19 protein-coding genes and 2 pseudogenes are annotated in these 20991 nt (G+C 39.1%); 11 read left to right on the forward strand and 10 right to left on the reverse strand.

Annotation, left to right across the window (positions count from 1 at the left end; all coding sequences use genetic code 11):
- From L2764_RS20125 to yihG (L2764_RS20140), 4 genes and pseudogenes are all read left to right on the forward strand, one after another.
- Nucleotides 1-103, forward strand: a pseudogene (locus L2764_RS20125) (IS1595 family transposase); the annotation flags it as partial.
- A gap of 6 nt (nt 104-109) precedes the next feature.
- Nucleotides 110-988: pseudogene (locus L2764_RS20130) on the forward strand (YifB family Mg chelatase-like AAA ATPase); the annotation flags it as partial.
- Nucleotides 989-1270: 282 nt separating this feature from the next.
- Nucleotides 1271-2179: a 1-acylglycerol-3-phosphate O-acyltransferase, YihG family gene (gene yihG / locus L2764_RS20135; protein WP_248942145.1), complete on the forward strand. Its 909-nt coding sequence runs from the start codon at nt 1271-1273 to the stop codon at nt 2177-2179.
- A gap of 3 nt (nt 2180-2182) precedes the next feature.
- A complete protein-coding gene (yihG, locus tag L2764_RS20140; protein WP_248942146.1) occupies nt 2183-3121 on the forward strand; it encodes a 1-acylglycerol-3-phosphate O-acyltransferase, YihG family in 939 nt (312 codons plus the stop codon).
- Between the two features lie 52 nt (nt 3122-3173).
- On the opposite strand, the gene L2764_RS20145 is transcribed toward yihG (L2764_RS20140), so the two are convergent.
- On the reverse strand, nt 3174-4265 hold the full coding sequence (locus tag L2764_RS20145) for a branched-chain amino acid aminotransferase (protein ID WP_248942147.1): 1092 nt from the start codon (nt 4263-4265) through the stop codon (nt 3174-3176).
- Nucleotides 4266-4581: 316 nt separating this feature from the next.
- Between L2764_RS20145 and L2764_RS20150 the strand changes: the two genes are divergently transcribed.
- Together L2764_RS20150 and L2764_RS20155 are read left to right on the forward strand one after the other, a co-directional pair.
- The gene (locus L2764_RS20150) at nt 4582-5121 is read left to right on the forward strand and encodes an outer membrane beta-barrel protein (RefSeq protein WP_312018374.1); all 540 of its coding nucleotides are present in this window, start codon (nt 4582-4584) and stop codon (nt 5119-5121) included.
- 256 nt (nt 5122-5377) lie between these two features.
- On the forward strand, nt 5378-5581 hold the full coding sequence (locus tag L2764_RS20155) for a cell division protein ZapB (protein ID WP_248942148.1): 204 nt from the start codon (nt 5378-5380) through the stop codon (nt 5579-5581).
- A 2-nt stretch (nt 5582-5583) separates the two neighbouring features.
- Here the strand turns inward: L2764_RS20155 and L2764_RS20160 are convergent, their stop codons facing one another.
- The 7 genes from L2764_RS20160 to L2764_RS20190 all read right to left on the reverse strand — a co-directional run bounded on the left by L2764_RS20160 (nt 5584) and on the right by L2764_RS20190 (nt 11470).
- The gene (locus L2764_RS20160; protein ID WP_248942149.1) at nt 5584-5796 is read right to left on the reverse strand and encodes a stringent response modulator YtfK; all 213 of its coding nucleotides are present in this window, start codon (nt 5794-5796) and stop codon (nt 5584-5586) included.
- 401 nt (nt 5797-6197) lie between these two features.
- Complete coding sequence (locus L2764_RS20165; RefSeq protein WP_248942150.1) at nt 6198-6806, reverse strand: thiol:disulfide interchange protein DsbA/DsbL; 609 nt, start codon at nt 6804-6806, stop codon at nt 6198-6200.
- 210 nt (nt 6807-7016) lie between these two features.
- Nucleotides 7017-7709, reverse strand: a complete 693-nt coding sequence (locus L2764_RS20170; RefSeq protein WP_248942151.1) for a thiol:disulfide interchange protein DsbA/DsbL — start codon at nt 7707-7709, stop codon at nt 7017-7019.
- 161 nt (nt 7710-7870) lie between these two features.
- Entirely contained in the window at nt 7871-8890 is a 1020-nt protein-coding gene (locus L2764_RS20175; RefSeq protein WP_248942152.1) for a serine/threonine protein kinase, read from the reverse strand.
- A 43-nt stretch (nt 8891-8933) separates the two neighbouring features.
- A complete protein-coding gene (locus tag L2764_RS20180) occupies nt 8934-9227 on the reverse strand; it encodes a DUF3630 family protein (RefSeq protein WP_248942153.1) in 294 nt (97 codons plus the stop codon).
- A gap of 18 nt (nt 9228-9245) precedes the next feature.
- Nucleotides 9246-10706: a protein adenylyltransferase SelO gene (locus L2764_RS20185; protein ID WP_248942154.1), complete on the reverse strand. Its 1461-nt coding sequence runs from the start codon at nt 10704-10706 to the stop codon at nt 9246-9248.
- Between the two features lie 164 nt (nt 10707-10870).
- On the reverse strand, nt 10871-11470 hold the full coding sequence (locus L2764_RS20190; protein WP_248942155.1) for a hypothetical protein: 600 nt from the start codon (nt 11468-11470) through the stop codon (nt 10871-10873).
- 334 nt (nt 11471-11804) lie between these two features.
- Between L2764_RS20190 and L2764_RS20195 the strand changes: the two genes are divergently transcribed.
- On the forward strand, nt 11805-12695 hold the full coding sequence (locus L2764_RS20195; RefSeq protein WP_248942156.1) for a hypothetical protein: 891 nt from the start codon (nt 11805-11807) through the stop codon (nt 12693-12695).
- Between the two features lie 204 nt (nt 12696-12899).
- Nucleotides 12900-13505: a lipid-binding SYLF domain-containing protein gene (locus L2764_RS20200; protein WP_248942157.1), complete on the forward strand. Its 606-nt coding sequence runs from the start codon at nt 12900-12902 to the stop codon at nt 13503-13505.
- 105 nt (nt 13506-13610) lie between these two features.
- On the opposite strand, the gene L2764_RS20205 is transcribed toward L2764_RS20200, so the two are convergent.
- Both L2764_RS20205 and L2764_RS20210 read right to left on the reverse strand, forming a co-directional pair.
- Entirely contained in the window at nt 13611-15860 is a 2250-nt protein-coding gene (locus L2764_RS20205; protein WP_248942158.1) for a YgiQ family radical SAM protein, read from the reverse strand.
- A gap of 489 nt (nt 15861-16349) precedes the next feature.
- Nucleotides 16350-16748 (reverse strand): MAPEG family protein, encoded by a 399-nt coding sequence (locus L2764_RS20210; RefSeq protein ID WP_248942159.1) that lies wholly within the window; start codon nt 16746-16748, stop codon nt 16350-16352.
- A 245-nt stretch (nt 16749-16993) separates the two neighbouring features.
- On the opposite strand from L2764_RS20210, the gene L2764_RS20215 reads away from it, so the two are divergent.
- The 3 genes from L2764_RS20215 to L2764_RS20225 all read left to right on the forward strand — a co-directional run bounded on the left by L2764_RS20215 (nt 16994) and on the right by L2764_RS20225 (nt 20868).
- Nucleotides 16994-18214: a threonine/serine exporter family protein gene (locus L2764_RS20215; protein ID WP_248942160.1), complete on the forward strand. Its 1221-nt coding sequence runs from the start codon at nt 16994-16996 to the stop codon at nt 18212-18214.
- A 225-nt stretch (nt 18215-18439) separates the two neighbouring features.
- Nucleotides 18440-20161 carry a ShlB/FhaC/HecB family hemolysin secretion/activation protein gene (locus L2764_RS20220; protein WP_248942161.1) on the forward strand — a complete coding sequence of 574 codons (1722 nt, stop codon included), beginning with the start codon at nt 18440-18442 and terminating at the stop codon, nt 20159-20161.
- 128 nt (nt 20162-20289) lie between these two features.
- The gene (locus tag L2764_RS20225; protein ID WP_248942162.1) at nt 20290-20868 is read left to right on the forward strand and encodes a nucleoside triphosphate pyrophosphohydrolase family protein; all 579 of its coding nucleotides are present in this window, start codon (nt 20290-20292) and stop codon (nt 20866-20868) included.
- The last annotated feature ends 123 nt before the right edge of the window (nt 20869-20991 follow it).

The raw sequence follows: 20991 nt of genomic DNA on the forward strand, positions 1-20991 counted from the left end.
AAGGTTCTCGCTTGAAGACATGTTGCCACGATTTATGTATGTCGCACTACGAACTGCTCCTATGCCACAGAAGTATTTAAGCATGGCTGAGCTTTATGGGTAATCAGGTAACTTATTAATGATGGGCCCTCCTGGAACAGGTAAAACAATGTTAGCAAACAGGATAATGACACTCTTACCTGATTTAAATTATGAAGAGGCCTTAGAGGTTGCCACCTTATATTCTGTCGCAGGACAATCGATACCAGCAGAACAGTTTTTTCAACGAAAATTTCGTAACCCTCATCACACGAGCTCAGCCATTTCTTTAATTGGTGGCGGTAGTGTCCCTCAGCCCGGTGAAATATCATTAGCCCATCGAGGCGTGTTATTTTTAGATGAGATTGCCGAGTTCCCACGTAAAGTATTAGATTGTCTCAGAGAGCCCTTGGAAACGGGAGAAGTCGTCATATCCAGAGCGGCGGCAAAATTAACATTCTCCAGTCGATTTCAATTAATTGCTGCCATGAATCCCAGTCCTTGTGGCGATATCAATAACCCCCGATCAAACCCAGATCAAATATTACGCTATTTATCTAAATTATCAGGACCTTTTCTGGATAGGTTTGATTTAACCCTTGATGTGCCTAAATTGCCTTTAGGCACCCTAAACAATACCAATGAAACACCAGAAACCAGCTCAAGTATCGCCAAACGTGTACAGCAGGCCCGAAACACTCAGATAACTCGTTCAGGTATGCTAAATAGCGAACTCACTGGTGCACAATTGAAGAAGATGAACTGGTTTCAATCTACAGATTTAATTTTTTTAGAAGATACCCTTAATAAACTGGGCTTATCCGTTCGCAGCTACCATAAAATACAAAGAGTCGCACGCACCATTGCTGATTTAAAAGGCACTAACAATATCGACCGTTCACATATCGCTCAAGCCTTAAGTTATCGTGCGATGGATAAACTACTCAACAATTTAAAAGCTTATCGCTAATTAACGCCACGCTAATATTAATTAAAACACACCAAAGACTTAATTAATTATGCCCAACGTCGTTAACGACCATAAAAATAACAGTATAATATTGATAATAAACATTATTTAATAGCATTAAATAACCATCAAACAGGCCCATTAGCACTCAAATTAACAACTCTACTTCAGTAAAAAAAGCGCTAATAGCGCACATTGTTTAATCAAACTTACACTTCATGATTGAGCCTGAGACCTTCAGCGAGTACCATAGGTCTCCAATTTTTATAGAGGCAATTTTTAATGGGTTCGTTCGTATCAAGGATCACTGGCAGTTTGGCTTTTTTGTTGTATGCACTCAATACACTTTTCTGGGTCTGCCCAATCCTAGCCATCAGCTTATTCAAACTCATTCCTATTCAGATCATGCGAACAGTTTGCACATATCTAATTGATTTTTCAGCGAGTTCATGGATAAGTGTAAATGGTATTATTGAAAATATTTTTCACCCTATAAAAATTAATGTTGAATGTGACAACCCTCTTAGCCCTAAAGAATGGTACATGGTCATTGCTAATCATCAATCTTGGGTCGATATTTTGATTTTGCAACGTATACTCAATCATCGGATACCTTTCTTAAAATTTTTCTTAAAACAAGAACTTATATTTGTTCCTGTATTAGGTTTAGCGTGGTGGGCCCTCGATTTTCCTTTTATGAAACGGTATAGCCCTTCTCAGCTAAGAAAAAAACCTAAGTTAAGAGGCAAAGATATCGAAATAACAAAAAAAGCCTGCGCAAAATTTAAGACTAAACCCGTCAGTGTGATGAACTTTGTTGAAGGAACCCGTTTTCATAGCAGTAAACATGAAAAACAAGCCTCTCCATTTACTCATTTACTCAAGCCTAAAGCGGGTGGAATGGCATTCGCGCTTTCAGCAATGGGAGAGTACATCCATAAGCTTGTGGATGTCACTATCTACTACCCAGAAGGCAGTCCAACTTACTGGGAATACATCTCGGGAAAAGTGAAACATGTCAATGTTCATATAAGCGTCACCGATATCGATGATAAAATGCGAGGTGATTACACAAAAGATCGTCAATTTAAGATTGATTTTCAGGCTCAACTCAATACAATTTGGAAGCAGAAAGATCAGCAGTTAATCACCATGGTCCAACAAGAGAAGCAAAATAAAGAGGTGCAATAATCAATGCTTAATTTTTTACCTAGCCCACTTTTATATCTAATCAGTGCAGTATTATTAATCGTTAATACCGCTTTATGGAGTGGGCTCATTAGCCTAGGTGGGCTAGTTAAACTGGTTACCCCAATCACTTCTGGACGTATTTTGATCACCAAGGTAATGAATCGGTTTATGTGGTCATGGGCAACCTGTAATGGGGGTATTTTATTTCTACTCGCTGACATTGAATGGGATATAGAAGGCTTAGAAAGCTTAGATAAAAATAGTTGGTACTTATTGATCAGTAACCATATAAGTGGATTAGATATTGCCGTTCAAACCTATATATTACGCAACAATATTCCCATGCTTAAATTTTTCCTCAAAAAGGAATTATTGTTTGTCCCTTTGATGGGACTAGGCTGCTGGGCATTAGACATGCCTTTCATGAATCGTTCTAACCCGCGCAAGCTTAAAAAAAATCCTAAGTTAAAAGGCAAAGATTTAGAAACAACACGTCGCTCTTGTGCAAAGTTTCGCTATATGCCAACTTCAATTATAAATTATGTCGAAGGGTCTCGCTTCACAGAGCAAAAGCGTGATCGTCAAAACTCTCCCTATCGCTACCTATTAAAACCTAAAGCGGGTGGAATAGCCTTTACATTAAGCGCCATGGGCGAGCAGTTCACCAATTTACTTGATATCACACTCTTATATCCTGAAGCCATTAATAAAGATGCCTTAGTGGAGGTCATGCACGGTCGAATCAAAAAAATCACCATTCGTATCCGCGTATTACCCGTTCCTCAGGTCGATGATAAGCGTTATTTTACGGATCCCCAATATCGGGTTGAGTTTCAGCGCTGGCTCAACAATATTTGGGAAGAAAAAGATGAAACCTTGCATCAACTATTATTAGAGCATCAAGCGGTATCGTCCAAAGAGAAACCAATAGAAACACAATAATCAATCATTAAAAAAGCCTTCGTTACTGAAGGCTTTTTTACCCAAAGAGTATCTACCCTTCCAGCCGAGTCACTTTTCTTAACCAATTTTTTGGCCCTGAAATATGACCTTTTTGGATATCGGTTAATACTTGATAAATACGTTTAGTGTGTTTTCCAACAGCACCATCACCCACGGTCAGCACGCGTCTATCTTCAAAAATATAGGAACCCACTGGTGCCACAACCGCTGCAGTGCCAAATCCGCCCGCTTCAATAATGCCACCTGATTCGATATCTTGAATAAATTTATCTAGCCACACCGTTTCTTGCCTTACCTCGCAACCCAACAATTCGCCCAAATCTAAAATAGACTCCGAAGTAATAGATTTTAAAATAGTATCAGTAAAAGTCGGAATAATCACAGTACCATCTTTTAAAATATGAAAATGGTTCATGGCACCAACTTCTTCAATCTGCTGATTACTGGCGTCTAAATAGAGTACTTGTGCCGCACCATATTCTGCAGCCACTTTACCTGCTTTTAATGAAGCTGCATAATTTCCAGACGCTTTAGACGCACCTGTTCCTCCAGAAACCGCTCGATGAAAACGCTTACTGATCAACAAGCGGATAGCTTTGCTAAAACCATCATTATAATAAGGACCACTTGGGCTTAAAATAACACAAAAAGTATATTGCTCACTCGGTGATACCGATAAACGATCTTCTGTCGCAAAAATAAAAGGACGAATATAAAGGCATGCATCTTCTTGCAAAGGAAACCATAATCGATCAACATCGATTAACGCTTCTATCCCAGCAAGCTGCATGACTTCAGGTACACCTTCCATGCATAAAATATCTGCAGAACGATTTAAGCGTTCTGCATTTTTATCGAGTCTAAAAGTGTAAATTTCTTCATCATTGTGACGAAATGCTTTTGCGCCCTCAAAAACAGACTGCCCATAATGTAATGCTATCGCACCAGGCGCAACTTCAAACGGGGCATAAGGCACCACTCTGGGATTGTGCCATTGACCATCACTAAAATCCATGAGGAACATATGATCGGTTCTAAGCTCACCAAATCCAACGTTCTCTTTAGGTTCAAATGCTTCACTGCGGCGTTCTGACGCTGATTTTAAATTATAAGTTATTTGCATGAAATACCACCTTAATGAGTGTGACGCAGACTATGGAGACTACACCTTAAAGTCAAGTCCGATGACAACTATCCCCCTTCATTTAGGTTCAATCTAGCCAGCCTAAGCATACTGAATCGCGCTCTAAAAGCAGTAATAAATCATAATTATTAAATTAAGTTAAACACTGATCTAACACAAAACAGCGCAGTGGGATTTATTTAACCAATAATAACAAAAAAGATTAAAATTCAATCAGTAACTGTGTTCAGTTATTATTCAGCTTACCTCTCCTATGATGTTTCGAGAAAAAATTCCTTATAATATATCGGAGTTAATGATGAAAACTAAATTACTTGTTTTAGCATCTGTAGTTACAGCAACGCTTTCTATCCCAGCCATGGCCGCCGATAATTTTGTGGGTGCAGCATACGGTAATCAACAGAACCACTATGATGCTGGCGGAGGCTATTCTAGAGACGTTAATGATCCTACTTATCAGCTTCGTGCGGGTACTTATATCAATAATGAGGCTCGACTCTACTTAACATATTCATTTAATAATGATCAGTACACTAAGCAGCAAATGGGCTTAGTGTCTTATGATTTCCTCATCCCATTGACCAGCGATCAAAAACTCAATTGGTTTGTGGGTGCGACAGCAGGGATGAATCACATCAGTCCAGACAATTCTGTTCTCAGCTCAAGCTCAAGCAACCGATTCGTATGGGGTGGTCAAACAGGCCTACAGTATAAAATTAATCCAAAATTAAGTACCGAAGTCGGTTACCGCTACCTCAAACAAGATTATTCTAAAGCTTCTTTCTCTCTCGATAATTCTCAGCAAGTGTATCTCGGTGTAGATTATCGCTTCTAAGAAAAAATAATAATCAAAAAAAGCCCCTTCTGGGGCTTTTTTTTCAGCATAATATTGAACTATTGATGATGAATTCAACGACACTTTCGTCCATAAAAGCACTCTTCAGAAAGAAAATTTGAAAATTTTAGTCATAAAAAACCCAATTAATGCAAATTATTGATTTTTTTTCTCTCACTTGAAAGAATTGGCTATTCACTACGCGTATCGCACTGCTAGAATCAGTATTTATTATCCTGACACAAAAGGAACTCCCATGAGCCTTGAATTACTATCAAAACTAGAAACAAAAATCCAAACTGCAGTTGAGACTATTGAGCTATTAAAAATGGAGCTTGAAGAAGAAAAGCAATCCAGCAGATCATTAATAGAGAAAAACCAACATTTACAGCAAGAGCTCACTTCTTGGAATGAAAAAGTGACCGGATTAGTTGGTTTACTAAACGAAGAAGTTAGCTAATTTTAGCTCGCATGTGCTTCAAGGTTTTGTGACTCAATTAGCTCATTGAGTTCAATGATAGCCTGCTGAACACCTGGCAGGCTCCTCCTTGGCAACAGCATTCGCCCTTTAGAAAATTCTAGTCGCCCTACCCCTTTGACCCAAATCGATCCTTCAAAAAAAACTCTCACGTGTTTAACAATCAATTTTGGTGCATAAATGGGAAATACCCTCATAAAACGCCTCCTTCAATGATTTTCTAAAATGAAAAAACTCTTTCACCGCAATATTTAAGCCCATTAAAAACTCAGGCTCTAAACCAAGAAGGAAATACTGCTCCCTCCTCATGACTCCACCTTAACTTCGACCGCTTAGGCCACAAGAGAGTTTCACTTTTTACAAAAAAAAACTAAATTTAATCTGCTTTACAGCATTAAAAATTAATTTAACTTTCTTAATCAGTTAAATAGTTCACAAAAATGAGAAAATGTCACTTGCCAAAAAAATGACTCTCTGTTAAATTTCTTGAGTTACTCAGGGTAATATTGGGCAATTAGCTCTATAGCCGTACTTCTCATAAAAATGAAGTACGGTTTTTTTCTTTTCTTGAAGCCGAAAATAGGACTATCCCTTCACGCTATTTTAGCCCCGTTAGGTAGTAAGCAATTTGTCTCATTTCATCGTAAGATTTGATTGCTCCCGTCTCGACTCGGTATTTACCATTAACGATTAACGTCGGCACCCCAACAATATTGGCTTCACTGACAGCCCGGTCCATTTGAGCGACTTTGCTACTGACCATAAAAGATGCCGCCGCCGCGTCAAAATCTGCACTATCGACCCCATTAGTCACAAATATCCTTTTAATATCGTCTAAATGAGTAAAGCGTACGCCTTCTTGGTGGACAGCACTGAATAATGCAGGCTCAATCACATCTTCAACGTTTAATAATTGAGCAATGGCAAAGGCTCTAGACATGTCCTCTCCCATTTTACCTCCTACTGCCGCCACCTGTACTTGTTTGAAACTCACCCCTTCTGGCAATTCCGCTTTCATTTTCGGTATTTCAGACAGAGCAAACTGATAACAATGTTGACAATAAAATGAGAAAAAACTGGTGATTTCTGGTGTAGTAGAAGCGGTATCTCGGATCACTGTATAGTGAGTCCCTTCTTTATATTCTGTCGCACTGACATTCATTGGTGTCATAACCAAGCCCATGATGAGCAATAATATCTTCTTCATTGTATTCTCTCATTTAAATAAATTTGCCGACTAAAACTAATATTGCAAATAACCAAAAAAGTTCATTTGAAAATTTACTTTTAGTAATCAATAAAATAAGAGCACAATATAGAAGATAGAATAATATTTAGCAGTTAGACTAATAGATAAAAACATAAAAAAAGAAGCCTATACGGCTTCTTTTCTCTAGTACAATTCAATCAATAAATTTTATTTTAACGTGCTCAAATAAAAGGCAATATCAAGCATTTCATCATAGGATTTAATGGCTTTCGTCTCGACTCGATACTTACCATTAACAATTAAAGTTGGCACACCATTAATACCTGCATCTTTGGTTTCACGCACCATTTGCGCCATTTGTGCATTCACCATAAATGAATTCGCCGCAGCATCAAATTCTTCAGCTTCTACGCCATTGGCAACAAACAGAGCTTTAACATCATCTAAACTGGTAAAGCGTTGTCTTTTATCATGAATAGCTGAAAAAATGGCAGGTTCAATTGTCTCTTCCACTTTCAATAGTTGCGCAATGGCAAAAGCACGCGCCATGACATCACCCATATTGACACCATTTTTCCCCTTCCCTCCGAGAAAGTCGACTTGCACTTGATTAAACTTGACACCAGCAGGTAGACGTTTCTTAATTTTAGGCACTTCTGTTTTAGCAAAAGTATAGCAATGCGGACAGTAGAAAGAGAAAAACTCAGTGATCTCAGGCTTACTCGTTGCAGGTCCTTGGTTGATCACTGTGTAGTGTACACCTTCTTGATACTTAGCAGCCTTCGGCTTCTGTTTTGGCACCGATTGAGAGGCTTCTGGCGCTTTAGGCGCAGTTTCAGCTGCTATCGATACCATAGGCGCTATTAACAACACCGCTGCGATAAGTAATGCTTTTTTCATCCTAATTCCTTGTCGACTTCAAATAAAGTAATGTTCAATTGGAGCATATCATAGTGTGCTTTTAACTGTATTTCAAAACCGTAATAATATATAACGGCCTATTAGCAATAGCCTGCTTATTTTTCGAGGTTAGATTATGTTCGGGATAAACAGACCTCAAATCAATATTGCGGGATCAAGCTCAATGGAGGCTCGTTAAGCGCTGAAAGCTGCTCTTTAAAGGCTAAAATTTGCTGCTCCCAATACTTACCTTCCCCAAACCAAGGAAAATTCATTGGAAAAGCGGGGTCAGCCCAACGACGACTCAACCAAGCATTATAATGTAACATTCTCATTGCCCGTAGCGGTTCAATCAAAGTTAATTGCCGAGTATCAAAATCACAGAACTCTTCATATCCTTCAAGTATGACTTCCAGTTGCAATAACTGTTGTGATCTATCGCCTGATAATAACATCCATAGATCTTGGATCGCAGGTCCCGTTCGAGCATCATCAAGATCCACGAAACTAGGACCGTCATTGGGCGTCCACAAAATATTACTTGGATGTAGATCTCCATGTAAACGGATCGATGACACCTCAACCTTATTCCATAAAGCAGTGGCTTTCGCTAATACTTGTTCAACAACGGTAAAATAAGCCAAACTCAAGCCTTCAGGAACATGACCAGAAGATTTTAGCCACGCTAATGAGTCGTCACCTAATAACTTAGGTGACATACCATCTCGGTAAGTAAAGGTTTTCTGCGATGAATATTGATGAATACGACCAATAAATCGCCCAGCCGCTTCAAGTTGTTCCAAATTATCCACTTCAAACGAACGCCCACCAATAGAAGGGTACAAGGCAAATTTAAACCCTTGATACACATGCAGGGATTTATTATCAATAATCACAGGCGTTGCAATAGGGACTTCTTCTGCAGCTAACGCCGCTGAAAAGTCATGTTCTTCCTGGATTTGAGCTTCACTCCAACGCTCAGGTCGATAAAACTTCACCACATAACGCAGGCCCTGATCGCAACGAAATTGGTACACTCTATTCTCATAGCTATTGAGTGCCAATAAGCCTGTTTCAGGATAAATGCCTAAAGACTCTATGGCCGTTAAAATTAAATCCGGCGTCAAAGCTTGATAGTGATACTCACTCTGAATTTGAGCTTTTTGCTCTGCTTTATTCATTATATTTTCTCGTTCGCTCACTTAAGGTGTAATGGCTAAATGTTTAAGTATAAGGTTTTAGTAATCCAACTAAATAGATTAACACATCGAGGTCTTCCTCCCTCGATACAGACAACCAGCAAACATCCCCATAAAACTCATAGTGCAATTGCAACTGACAACCTTCAAAATCCAGTAACCATTGGTGACGATCAGCTCCCCACTGACGTTCAACCACATGACAATCTAGGATCTCTGTTAATGGTTGAGCAAAATCAACAAAATAATCAAAATTTATTTCAGCTTGGATCGATAAACTTAACTCAGCTTTATTAAACTGTATTGTTGCTATTTTCATGTATATTTCTCATTCAAATTAACTACTACAAGACATAATGATCCCAGCTTCTTCTGGCGTCGGTTTTCTTGAATAAGCCGACATGTTCACTTGTTCATCAAAAGGACGTTGCAATACTTGATGCAGCTGTTCCAACACAGAGAAATCACCATTCTCTGCAGCCTCAATGGCTTCTTGAGCTAAAAAATTACGTAAAATATACTGAGGGTTGGCTCGATCACGTAAGCCTTGCCATTGCTCAATATTATCAATAACACCCACTCGATTTTGATAGCGTAAATACCATGTATCAAAATCATTTTTGGCCACAAAATCATCCCTTAAACACACATGTTGTTGGGTGGGAGTAATTTGGCCAAATTGCCGCCAGGTGAGGGTATGATCAAGCTGACTTTCTTGCATTAATTTCATCAATTCGCCTATTAAGGCCAAATCCTCATCATCTTGTGCTTGGCTTTCTCGTTTGAGATAGGGCTGATATAGGCCTAATTTATTGCGCATCAGACATAAATAATGCTGAACAAGTTCAGTTTGGTACGTATTAAGCGCATAAATCAGATCATCAGATGCAATCAAGGGGGTTAATGCTTGCGCTAAGCGTTGTAAATTCCACAGCCCAACACCCGGCTGCTGATTAAAGGCATAACGTCCCTGCGGATCGGAATGATTACAGATAAAATCTTCTTTGAAAGTATCTAAAAAAGCAAACGGACCAAAATCAAAACTATCACCTAAAATAGACATATTATCGGTATTCATCACCCCGTGAGCAAAGCCAATAGCTTGCCAATGTGCAATCATTTTAGCCGTATCTTTCACCACTTGAATAAACCAAGCTTTATATCCAGCCTTATCACAACTTAAATGAGGGTAATGTTGCTTAATCGTAAAATGCAGTAGTTGAGTCAATTTTTCATTACTGCCATTTTCACTGTGACAAAAATATTCAAAATGACCAAAACGTAAGTGACTCTTCGCCAGTCTAACGGTAATAGCAGCCGTTTCTCGCTGTTCTCGCCATACTGGCGTAGTCGACCCAATCACAGCCAAAGCGCGTGTCGTAGGAACATGTAAATGGTATAAGGCTTCAGAGATTAAAAACTCACGTATAGCAGAACGCAGAACAGCACGACCATCACCCTGTCGTGAATAGGGGGTGAGCCCAGAGCCTTTTAATGCCACATCCCAACTGCCTTCAGGACCTTGTGCTTCACCAATAAGAATTGACCGACCATCACCCAATTGAGGAGAATAACCCCCAAATTGATGGCCACTATACACCTGCGAATAATAACACGCGCCATCAATACTCTTATTGCCCGCTAATTGAGCCAGTAAACTCTCTGTTGGCTGCGAGAGCCCCACTAAATGAGCAGCATCACGACTCCAGCCGATCCACTTTGGATCGGTTAATCCTTGAGGGGTTACCTGAGAATAAAAACCTGGAAGCTGAGTGAAGAAATCTTGCTTTAGCTGCATGAATGAAAACCGTTATGGAGACTCAGAGACAGTATACCCAAGTCACATCAAGATATCCCCATTTTCACTTCAACCACACAGCCCATCACGATTCAATTAAAAATAACGGCAACAACACACTTTTGCTCGTTGATACATCCCCAACTGAAAATACACGTTCTCTATTATTTTTTTTGTTTATGCTTTGCTCTTTCAATACGTTTCTTACGCCCAGAAAAACAAGTAACAGTGCCATCGGTTAACCCGTAATCAATAGCTTGCTGACAAATGGCAATCGCTTCATCAAAATCACCTTTATCATTCAATAATGTCGCTAATTGCATAAAGCTCACAGCCTTCAAGTCTAAAAGAGATTCGCTTTTGCTTATCTGTTCACATAACACTAGAAATGCTGGAGATAAACCCGCACCAAACTCACTATATTCTGTATCTTGTCGTTGCTTATAGCATTCTGTTATAGCCGCTAACATGCCATTGTATTCATCTTCCATCGATGTAGCATGATGAATTTTTTCGACATGTTTTTGAAGCCGTTCATTCGCTTTAGCAAAGAGCACATACTGGCACTTAACCACAGAAGATAAAGGGTCTACATCAGGATCTTTCGATATACTCACCGAAGAAGAAGCAAGTAACTCCTCATCGATATCATCCCTATCAGAAACCTCATCATGAATAGTCGCTTCTGGCGTCGATACAGCTTTATTACGCCTATAAAGATAAATTCCTATTAACACTATAATAATAATGGCAATAATTTTCATTAAACTTTCCTTGGATCGACTGAGCGCTTATAAATAAAGATATCAACTATAAAAATCATAGTATACTGTTTAAAATAATGTGCTTACAAAAACAATTAAGCTTATTTTTTATTCTGTATTTTAGGTCAACATCCTTTTATTCAAAATATAAATATTGTGGAACATAATGCACACAGGTATGGTCCTATTCTTTATACGGTGTAAGAAATCATTATCACGCTGTTTAATTTATAATTTTACAGCGCTTATCACACACCTTTAAAAACATTAACTGAACAAGTTGAGACTTCAACTGTAATGAGCACATCAATATTTTGTATACATTAAATATAATATGATGAATGAATTTAACAATTTATTTTCCCAAACCTATCTGTGGCTGTCTTTATTGGGCGGTCTCCATTGCTTTTTTATTGCCATTTATATACGATTTTTTCATCAAACACCGTCAGAAAACCATAAATTATTAGCCAATATACTGGGGCTATTGGCCGTATATTTTTTCACTGGAATGATCAATAAACACAATGCGCCCATTCCTATTGTTGTGTTATTTACCCTCATCATCCCCATTTACTTTTTACTCATGCCATTACTGTATTTATATTGCAGTCGTAACGTCAAAGGCTCTGCCCATACAAACTTGAGTATTATTCATTTTTACCCGGCCATTATGATTGTTATTGTTGTCATCATCACCTTGAGTTATCGCTTGTTCATGATTGTCGACTCACCCAATACAGCAGAGAGCCTCATGTTAAGTACACAACAACGCAATGTGATCTTTATTGCGTTCCCTGGACTATTAAGCCTCCAAGCTGCTTTTTATTTTATACTAATATTCAATATATTAAATAAATTTTCCACTCAAAAAAGCGCATCAATAAATAAAAAATTAGATAAAATAAAATTTAAATGGTTATTGATCCTCACCTTTGCCTTAATGATGAATTGGCTAGTTAGAAGTTTACTCATCATGCTCCCTTTTTATATCGGCGATCACATTAGCCAATTTAACCTTCTGCTGTCTAGGCTTATATTATTACTATCATTATATATATTGGCCTTTTATGGCTTAAAACAAGTCACCGACATTGCATATATTCGAGGCCAAAAACAAGCCTTGAAGATACCAACGACAACCCCCTCTCTGTCTAAAGAAGCCCGATTAACAGAAGAAGAAATCACCTTTTTGCAGCAAGTCATGAATGAAGATAACCGTTGAACCTTATCACTCTATTTTCACATAAAATACGCAAAGTAGCTTAATTAAGTCTAAAACCTATTCATTCTTCAGCATTTTATCTCTGAACCAGAGCTTACAAGCTTAAAAATACACTTATCAATGTTTATTTTTTAACCGGTAAACATTCATTTTTATCTAAGCTATGCGTATGCTTTAAGCTCACCCTTTATTTTGGAGACAGCAATGAAACACCTTATGTCAAAAACGACTTACCTATTATGCATAATGTTAGGTCTCTTTTTCACGACACAAGCGTTAGCCGATAACAATGGTGGGAGCCCAGATTGCAACAAAATAGATGACAGCTATCAGCAAGCGATATGCAATTTTAGCAAAGCTAAAGACACCCGAAAATTCTTTAGCAATGCCTACGGATATGCACTTTTTCCAACAATAGGTAAAGGCGGCTTCATTGTTGGGGGCGCTTATGGCGATGGACACGTATACAAAAGTGGACGCATTACGGGTGATACTAGCCTTACACAACTGTCTGTTGGCTTTCAATTAGGTGGACAAGCCTACAGCGAAATCATATTTTTCGAAAATGAAGACGCTTATAAAAAGTTTACCAGTGGTAACTTTGAATTTAGCGCACAAGCGTCTGCAGTCGCAATTACTATCGGTGCCAATGCACAAACCAGTACCACAGGTAACTCTGCCAGTGCCGGAAAATCTGCCGCAACCGCCTCTTATGTTCAAGGCATGGCCACTTTTACTTTAGCGAAAGGCGGACTCATGTATGAAGCAGCATTAGCAGGACAAAAATTCACTTTTGACAAGAGAGATTAACCTTTTTATAAACGAACACCATAGAGAAAAATCTGACAACAAAGCCAGTTGATTTCTACAACTGGCTTTCATTTTTGAAATTATGTCGCTAACGATTGAATATCATTATCGTTGATGTTTTGGCGTCGTTCCCCAAGTATTCACTTTAGGCTTGCGCTTACCATTTGACTTGTTATTTGCCTCTGAATTTTGAGATTGTAGTTGTGTTTTTTTGTCTTTAGCGCTAGCTTTGGAGGCAAACTGATCACTTGAGAATCGCGTTAATCCTTGCTTCCCCTTAGTCGCTGAGCCCGCCTTAAATCGCTGCTGCTCATGGCGCGTTTCTGCTGGCACTAAACATTGAGCACCGTTACCAATCAGTTTATCTTTACCCATCTCAATTAACGCTTCTCGAATTAAAGGCCAGCCAACAGGATCATGGTAGCGTAATAATGCTTTATGTAAGCGACGTTGCCTACCTTTTTTCGGCACTGTAACTAACTCACTGGTATGCTTTATATTTTTCAATGAATTCAATCTAGTATGATAAATAGTTGTCGCATTAGCCATCGGTGAAGGATAGAAGTTTTGCACTTGATCCAATTTAAATTTTTCACTTTTTAGCCACAGCGCCAAATTCACCATATCTTCATTGGTTGTACCTGGGTGAGCTGAAATAAAATAAGGAATTAAATATTGTTTTTTCCCTGCTTCTTTTGAATATTTATCAAATAATTCTTTAAATTTATCATAAGTGCCCATACCCGGCTTCATCATTTTACTTAATGGGCCTTCTTCAGTATGCTCTGGTGCTATTTTTAAATAGCCCCCCACATGATGTTTTGCCAGCTCTTTTATATAGCGTGGATCCTCAATCGCTAAATCATAACGCACCCCTGATGCGATAAGGATCTTCTTAATACCAGGCACTTCTCTAGCTGCACGATAAAGATCGATCGTCGCTTCATGATCAGTATCCAAATGGCCACAAATTGCAGGAAAAACACAGGATAAACGACGACAAGTCTTCTCGGCTTTTTCACTCTTACAGCCCAGACGATACATATTCGCAGTTGGGCCACCTAAATCTGAAATAACACCGGTGAATCCAGGCACTTTATCTCTAATTTCACCAATTTCACGCACAATCGACTCTTGAGAGCGACTCTGAATAATCCGTCCTTCGTGCTCGGTAATAGAGCAAAATGAACAACCACCAAAACAACCTCGCATAATATTGACCGAGGTTTTAATCATATCGTAAGCGGGTATTTTATCGGTGCCATAAACAGGATGAGCGACACGTTGATACGGTAGATCAAAAACCGCATCCATTTCATCGGTATTCAGTGGCCAAGCGGGAGGATTAACCCAAACAGCCCGATCCCCATGGGGTTGATAGAGTGCTCGTGCACAACCCGGATTGGTTTCTTGATGCAAAATCCGTGAAGCGTGGGCGTAAAGATATTTATCTTGTGTTACTTTTTCAAATGCTGGCAGCAACACATAAGTTTTTTCCCAAGGTTTAGGCTTGGGAGGCTGAATGCTAATAGGCTTAGGTTTATCATTATCGAATATTTTAACATCTGTCGGGCCTGATAAGTTACTGCATCCCACATCATCAGCCCCGTAAGGATTCGCTAAAGGTTCAATTTTATGCAGTTGATCAAGCTTACGAGAATCCATCCCTCGCCACTCTGCTAAAGGCTCTTTACGTAGGACGGCTGTGCCACGAATGTCATTTAAAGCCGAAATAGGCTCACCGGCTGCAATACGATGCGCAATATCGACTAATGGCCTTTCTGCATTACCATAAACCAGAATATCGGCTTTCGCATCAAATAAGACTGAGCGACGGACTTTATCAGACCAGTAGTCATAATGGGCAATACGGCGTAAGCTAGCCTCAATCCCGCCAATAACAACTGGCGTTGTTTTAAAAGCCTCTTTACAGCGTTGAGTATAAACAGTTACAGCCCTGTCTGGCCGCTTTCCGCCAAGATTACCAGGCGTATAAGCATCATCATGACGTAAACGACGATCAGCAGTATAGCGGTTAATCATGGAGTCCATATTACCCGCTGTCACACCAAAAAATAAATTAGGCTGACCTAATTGCATAAAGTCGCTTTTACTTAACCAATCAGGCTGAGAAATTATACCGACTCTGAAACCTTGGGCTTCAAGTAAACGTCCCAATACCGCCATACCAAAACTAGGATGATCAACATAAGCATCACCCGTTACAATAATAATGTCGCAACTATCCCATCCAAGTTGATCCATCTCTTTTCGAGACATCGGTAAAAAAGGGGCAGTGCCATAGCACTCCGCCCAATATTTAGGGTAAGTAAATAAAGTTGAGTCAACTTGCATGAGATATAAAACCTAATAATCTAAGTCATGGTGGAAAAAGTAAAGCTTCATTTCCACACAGGGACCCAGATTATACACTGAAATACAACCTAATACCCAAACCAGTTGGAAAAGCAGGATCCAGCTGGAATTAAAAAGCATTTAAACAAGGTCGTTAATTGCTCCTGCATTAATGACATTCCCGTCATCTGATGTTTAAGGATGAACAAATGTCATGCTCACATGGATGTGAATGAACGACCATGACAATCTTCTGAACAGACAATCTAGTTATTCTAAGTTGATGTTCAGTAACGAAGAATAAATACATTTTAAACCAGCCCCTCGGGAGTTCGTCAAATGACTCACTTCCCTGTTGCATAACATCAAAAGGTGCTTACATTCCTCAATTATGTACCTTGCATTGACGCACTCTGAAACTCGCAATCTCAAATGGTTTGGGTATATCCCAAACAAGTCACTTGATGAGTTAAATGGGTTAGAGATGAACTACACCGGATCAAAAAATTGAATCAAATTCACTATCACTAAGCCTAACATCACGAACCAAGTTAATAAGGTTCCCCAATATCGGCCAAAGTGACTTCCCCCTTTTCCTAGCATCAGCCCCATAGCATGCAGTAAACGAGAGAAAATCCACACACTGCCAAAGCAATGCAATAGCGTTGGCGACATGCCATTAACTTCTGTCGCCATCATGAGTATTAGGGTCAAAGGGGCATTTTCCAGTAAATTACCATGTACCCGTGTGGCAATTAATAGTGTTGAGTTATCTTCGACACCCACCCCAATTTTATGCTCTCTTCTCAATCTAATAACACGGTAAGCAAAAATAATAACCAACAGCGCCGTTAAACTGGCATAAAACCCTGAAATTACAAGTGACATGTCTATCCCTCTTAGAATTGTTTTTAATCTATCAAATGATAATTTACCCACACTATACCCAAATCATTTAGATATAAATCCAAACCATTTAAAATTAAGTCAATATTATTAACAAATCCCTCCTCCTTTTCTAGCGTAAATTAAGGTAATATTACCAAGCTAAAATAGCAAACAATTAACACCGACCTTCAATTTAACGTCGGTATCCGCCTCACACCCCTTATTTGTAACAGTGAAAAGCAGCAGTGGATAACGAACAATTTCTAAAAAAGCGTCGATTTATTATTCAATTAGGAAAGGCTCTACATAAATTCGGTACACCAGCATACCGACTCGAAGCCCACCTTCAATCAGTATCTCATTTATTGGGGATTGAAGGCTATTTTTTGATATCACCCACCAACATGACCTTTGTACTGCAAAATGATACCGATCAAGAGTATAACCATGTTGCACGTGTCAATCCTGGTGAACTCGATCTCGGTGCATTAGCAAGAACCGATGAATTGGTAGAAGAGCTGCTCTCAGGAAAACGAACGCTCAACGAAGCACTCGCTAGATTGGAGGAATTATCTAATAGGCCTAACCCCTATGGAACGTGTCTCACATTACTTGCCTACGGGACATCCGCAGGGGCTTTTGCAATGCTTATGGGTACCAGTTGGAGCGATGTTTTCTCATCAGCCATACTGGGATTCATGGTATATGGCTTAGTTTATCGGGCTGAGCGCTCCAAACGCATGGCTGAAATGCTTGAACCGTTAGCCGCGATCCTTTGTGCCCTCTTTAGTTATGCAATGGCACAATTTAATCCCCATATAAACATTCCCGTGGTCATTTTGTCTGGGATTATTATTTTTGTTCCAGGGCTTGCACTCACCTTAGGCTTGGCCGAACTGGCCGCACGGGATCTTATTTCGGGTACTGCCAGAATAATGGATGCTTGTATGTTACTTTTTAAGCTCTATTTTGGCACAATCTTAGGCATGTCAGTAGCTGAAGCCCTTTTTGATCCCGCTCCCTACATGGAACCAGAATCATTACCTCAATGGGCTATTTGGTCAGCCGTCCCCATACTTTCTATGGCGCTGGTCATTATTTTTAAAGCGCGAATGAAAGACTCTCCATGGGGTATTTTAGCGGGTATTGTCGCTTTTTTCTCTTCGATGTTAGGGGCCATATATTTAGGTGAGTCTATTGGTATTTTCTTTGGGGCATTAATTGTGGGTATTTACTCCAACCTTTTTGCACGTTGGATGAAAGCCCCCGCTTCTATTGCTTTATTGCAGGGTATTGTCATTCTCGTTCCTGGAAGCAAAACCTATATTGGACTTAATACCTTAATCTTAGGCGAAACCATGCTCAATCAATCCCATATAGGCACCCAGATTTTTTTAATTTTCATGTCATTAGTGGCTGGACTTATTTTTGCTAACGTTGCAGTTCCCCCTAGGCGCACCTTATAGAAATAATCAACAAAAATAATTAAAAAAGAATGTCTTAGTGAATTTAATATGACAAAAAAAGTTCAACAGACACAATACTTAATCACTTATCTCTTCTTTATTTATCCCATTCCTTGACTAACCTGCATTTTGCATCTGTTATTAATGTACCCAAGTGGATTGGGTATGACAATTTCACCTCTCTCATCGCAATGATGGTATAAAAAGCAAGGAGGCTATATAGCCATGGGGCAATGTAAGTTCAGTATTTTTCTCACTATTGCTTACCTCAGTGTCCCAACGATATCTTATGCTGAACCCGACCCAACAACCAAGCAGAATGATAAAACAACGATTTCAACAACAAAAAATCACAATAGTAACCTCAATCAAACAATCGGAAGCACTCCTACGATAAAGAATACCGATCCCAACAAAAAATTTCGCATTAATAATATCGTCATTAAGAGTAATAATATCTTTGATACATCAAAATCCGATACTTTCTTCATCCACCGCTGGGCCAATTATTTACACATAAACACTCGAGATTGGATCATACGTAAAAATCTTAATTTTAGTGAAACAGATGACGTTAGTTTAAAAGAGCTACAAGAAGCACAAAGATTATTAAGGGCAGAGTCTTATATTCGAGATGCACAAATTGAATTTTCCTCTCAAGATCCTAGTGTCAACACCACCCAAGATAGCCAAAGTATTCTAGTGGAAACATGGGATAACTGGTCTTTATTACCCACTGCAGATTTTGGTAGTAGTGGAGGCAATACCAGTACATCAATTGGAATAAAAGAAGATAACTTATTAGGGCTAGGGATTAAAACGCAATTTAAATACAGTTCAGACATTGACAGAACAGGTTACAAATTTGAAGTTGAAACCCCCATTTACTTATTAAGACACGCCACATTAACAACCAGTTTCTATGATAATGATGATGGTCAAGCGACTCAAATCTACTTTGAAAACCCCTTCTACGCCTTAGAAACAAAGCACATGTATTCTGCCAACTATATCGATGATTTACTAACAGACACCCTGAGACAAAATGGAGAAGAAACAAATGAATTTGAACAACAAATTGATTATATTGAATTAAAATATGGCTGGTTACTTCATAAAAATAACGATGAACTATCCAGATTTATCATTGGGGGAACAAAAGATAAAAACACTTTTTCTAATACTGATGACTACCCAGGCTCTGAGTTGCCACAAAATAGAGACTTTCTTTACCCTTGGCTAGGCTATGAGTACATCCAAGATGACTATAGAGTCCTTAATGACGTTTACCTTATTAATAGAAATGAAGATTTTAATTTAGGTTGGTATCACTATGCTCAATTTGGCATTGAAACTGAAGACTTAGGCGATAACCTACCTGTCGGTTTTCACCTTGAATGGCTTGCTAGCCGAGGTTACCAAAATCAAGATCATCTCTATTTACTCAATTTTTCAGGCTATAGCGATCTTGAAACCAGTCAACAAAATTATTTTCAAGTCAGTACCACTGGCGAGCATTTTTATCATATTAATCCTAAACTCACTCTTTACAATAAACTCCGTTTAAGCACGTCACAGAACAACTATTATGATGAACCTTTTGCTTTAGGTGATGATACAGGGCTGCGCGGTTATCCCGATAATTATCAATGGGGAGACAATCAATGGTTAGTCACTAATGAATTACGTTATTACCCGAATATCAATCTTTATCAATTAGCTGAATTAGGCTGGGCAGCCTTTACCGATATAGGCCAAGCCTTTGGAGGTGATGATGAAAACAATGAAATCTCTGGTCCAATCGGTGTGTTAGGTATAGGAGCTAGAGTCTATTCATCTAAATCAAGCTTTGGTAATGTCGCGCATATCGATTTAACGTTTCCTTTTACCCGTGGTGAAGAGGTCAATGCAGTAGAAGTTCGTTTTCTCGTAAAAAGCCATTTTTAACCCCGCCCAATCCATCTCTCGCCTTAAATTCAACCACTAAGTCCCAACAGCCAAAACCTCTTTCTTTTAGAGGTCGATTCCCTTAAAATTGCGCCCTATTAATCTTTCAATGGTTCAAGGTCAAATTGATGAAACTCAGCGCACTTACTCCCGCTTTATATGAACATCTTTATCGCGATATCCATGAATTTCGCGCCACCTTCGATTTGCCAATTGAAGATGCCCAATCTCTTGGTGATAAAGCCGATACTTTACATACTTCTTTAGCCATTGAAGAGCTCACCGAACTCGCTGAAGCAGACTCTCGTGTTGAACAAGCTGATGCCATTGTTGATAGTGTCTATGTCTTAATGGGGCGCTTGGTTCATATCGGCGCTTCTCAAGCGACAAATAATATTGAAATTAGTTACATTATTGATTTACTTTTACATGTCGCTTCTAATAGAGGCATCGATTTTATCAGCTGCTGGAATGAAGTGCATTCAAGCAACATGAGTAAGGTCTGCAGAAATGAAGACGAGCTCACTGATACTATCACCCATTATGCAAAACAAGGGGTTGAAATTATCGGTAGTAAAAAAGGTGATTTTATCATCGCTAAATGTGCTAAAGATGTCGATATGGCTGGAAAAATTGTACGCCAAGGTAAGGTTTTAAAATCCGTGTATTACCGACCTGCTGATCTTGAACAATTAGTACCCGCTTAATCAAGACTACTTAAAGTTAACTTACCTCCGGCAAAGCCGGAGGCTTATTTGGGTGACGCCCTAAAAGGGCTTAAGTCCGTGCCCAAGGCACTATCTACATTCCGAGTTTTAATTGATCCCGAT

Origin of the sequence: Shewanella surugensis, assembly GCF_023284005.1 — a bacterium.
Lineage (GTDB): Bacteria > Pseudomonadota > Gammaproteobacteria > Enterobacterales > Shewanellaceae > Shewanella > Shewanella surugensis.

Bases quoted from the DNA above. Each gene is read 5' to 3' on its own strand.
- yihG (WP_248942145.1), top strand. From the start codon at position 1,271: ATGGGTTCGTTCGTATCAAGGATCACTGGCAGTTTGGCTTTTTTGTTG.
- yihG (WP_248942146.1), top strand. From the start codon at position 2,183: ATGCTTAATTTTTTACCTAGCCCACTTTTATATCTAATCAGTGCAGTA.
- L2764_RS20145 (WP_248942147.1), bottom strand. From the start codon at position 4,265: ATGCAAATAACTTATAATTTAAAATCAGCGTCAGAACGCCGCAGTGAA.
- L2764_RS20150 (WP_312018374.1), top strand. From the start codon at position 4,582: ATGATGAAAACTAAATTACTTGTTTTAGCATCTGTAGTTACAGCAACG.
- L2764_RS20155 (WP_248942148.1), top strand. From the start codon at position 5,378: ATGAGCCTTGAATTACTATCAAAACTAGAAACAAAAATCCAAACTGCA.
- L2764_RS20160 (WP_248942149.1), bottom strand. From the start codon at position 5,796: ATGAGGGTATTTCCCATTTATGCACCAAAATTGATTGTTAAACACGTG.
- L2764_RS20165 (WP_248942150.1), bottom strand. From the start codon at position 6,806: ATGAAGAAGATATTATTGCTCATCATGGGCTTGGTTATGACACCAATG.
- L2764_RS20170 (WP_248942151.1), bottom strand. From the start codon at position 7,709: ATGAAAAAAGCATTACTTATCGCAGCGGTGTTGTTAATAGCGCCTATG.
- L2764_RS20175 (WP_248942152.1), bottom strand. From the start codon at position 8,890: ATGAATAAAGCAGAGCAAAAAGCTCAAATTCAGAGTGAGTATCACTAT.
- L2764_RS20180 (WP_248942153.1), bottom strand. From the start codon at position 9,227: ATGAAAATAGCAACAATACAGTTTAATAAAGCTGAGTTAAGTTTATCG.
- L2764_RS20185 (WP_248942154.1), bottom strand. From the start codon at position 10,706: ATGCAGCTAAAGCAAGATTTCTTCACTCAGCTTCCAGGTTTTTATTCT.
- L2764_RS20190 (WP_248942155.1), bottom strand. From the start codon at position 11,470: ATGAAAATTATTGCCATTATTATTATAGTGTTAATAGGAATTTATCTT.
- L2764_RS20195 (WP_248942156.1), top strand. From the start codon at position 11,805: ATGATGAATGAATTTAACAATTTATTTTCCCAAACCTATCTGTGGCTG.
- L2764_RS20200 (WP_248942157.1), top strand. From the start codon at position 12,900: ATGAAACACCTTATGTCAAAAACGACTTACCTATTATGCATAATGTTA.
- L2764_RS20205 (WP_248942158.1), bottom strand. From the start codon at position 15,860: ATGCAAGTTGACTCAACTTTATTTACTTACCCTAAATATTGGGCGGAG.
- L2764_RS20210 (WP_248942159.1), bottom strand. From the start codon at position 16,748: ATGTCACTTGTAATTTCAGGGTTTTATGCCAGTTTAACGGCGCTGTTG.
- L2764_RS20220 (WP_248942161.1), top strand. From the start codon at position 18,440: ATGGGGCAATGTAAGTTCAGTATTTTTCTCACTATTGCTTACCTCAGT.
- L2764_RS20225 (WP_248942162.1), top strand. From the start codon at position 20,290: ATGAAACTCAGCGCACTTACTCCCGCTTTATATGAACATCTTTATCGC.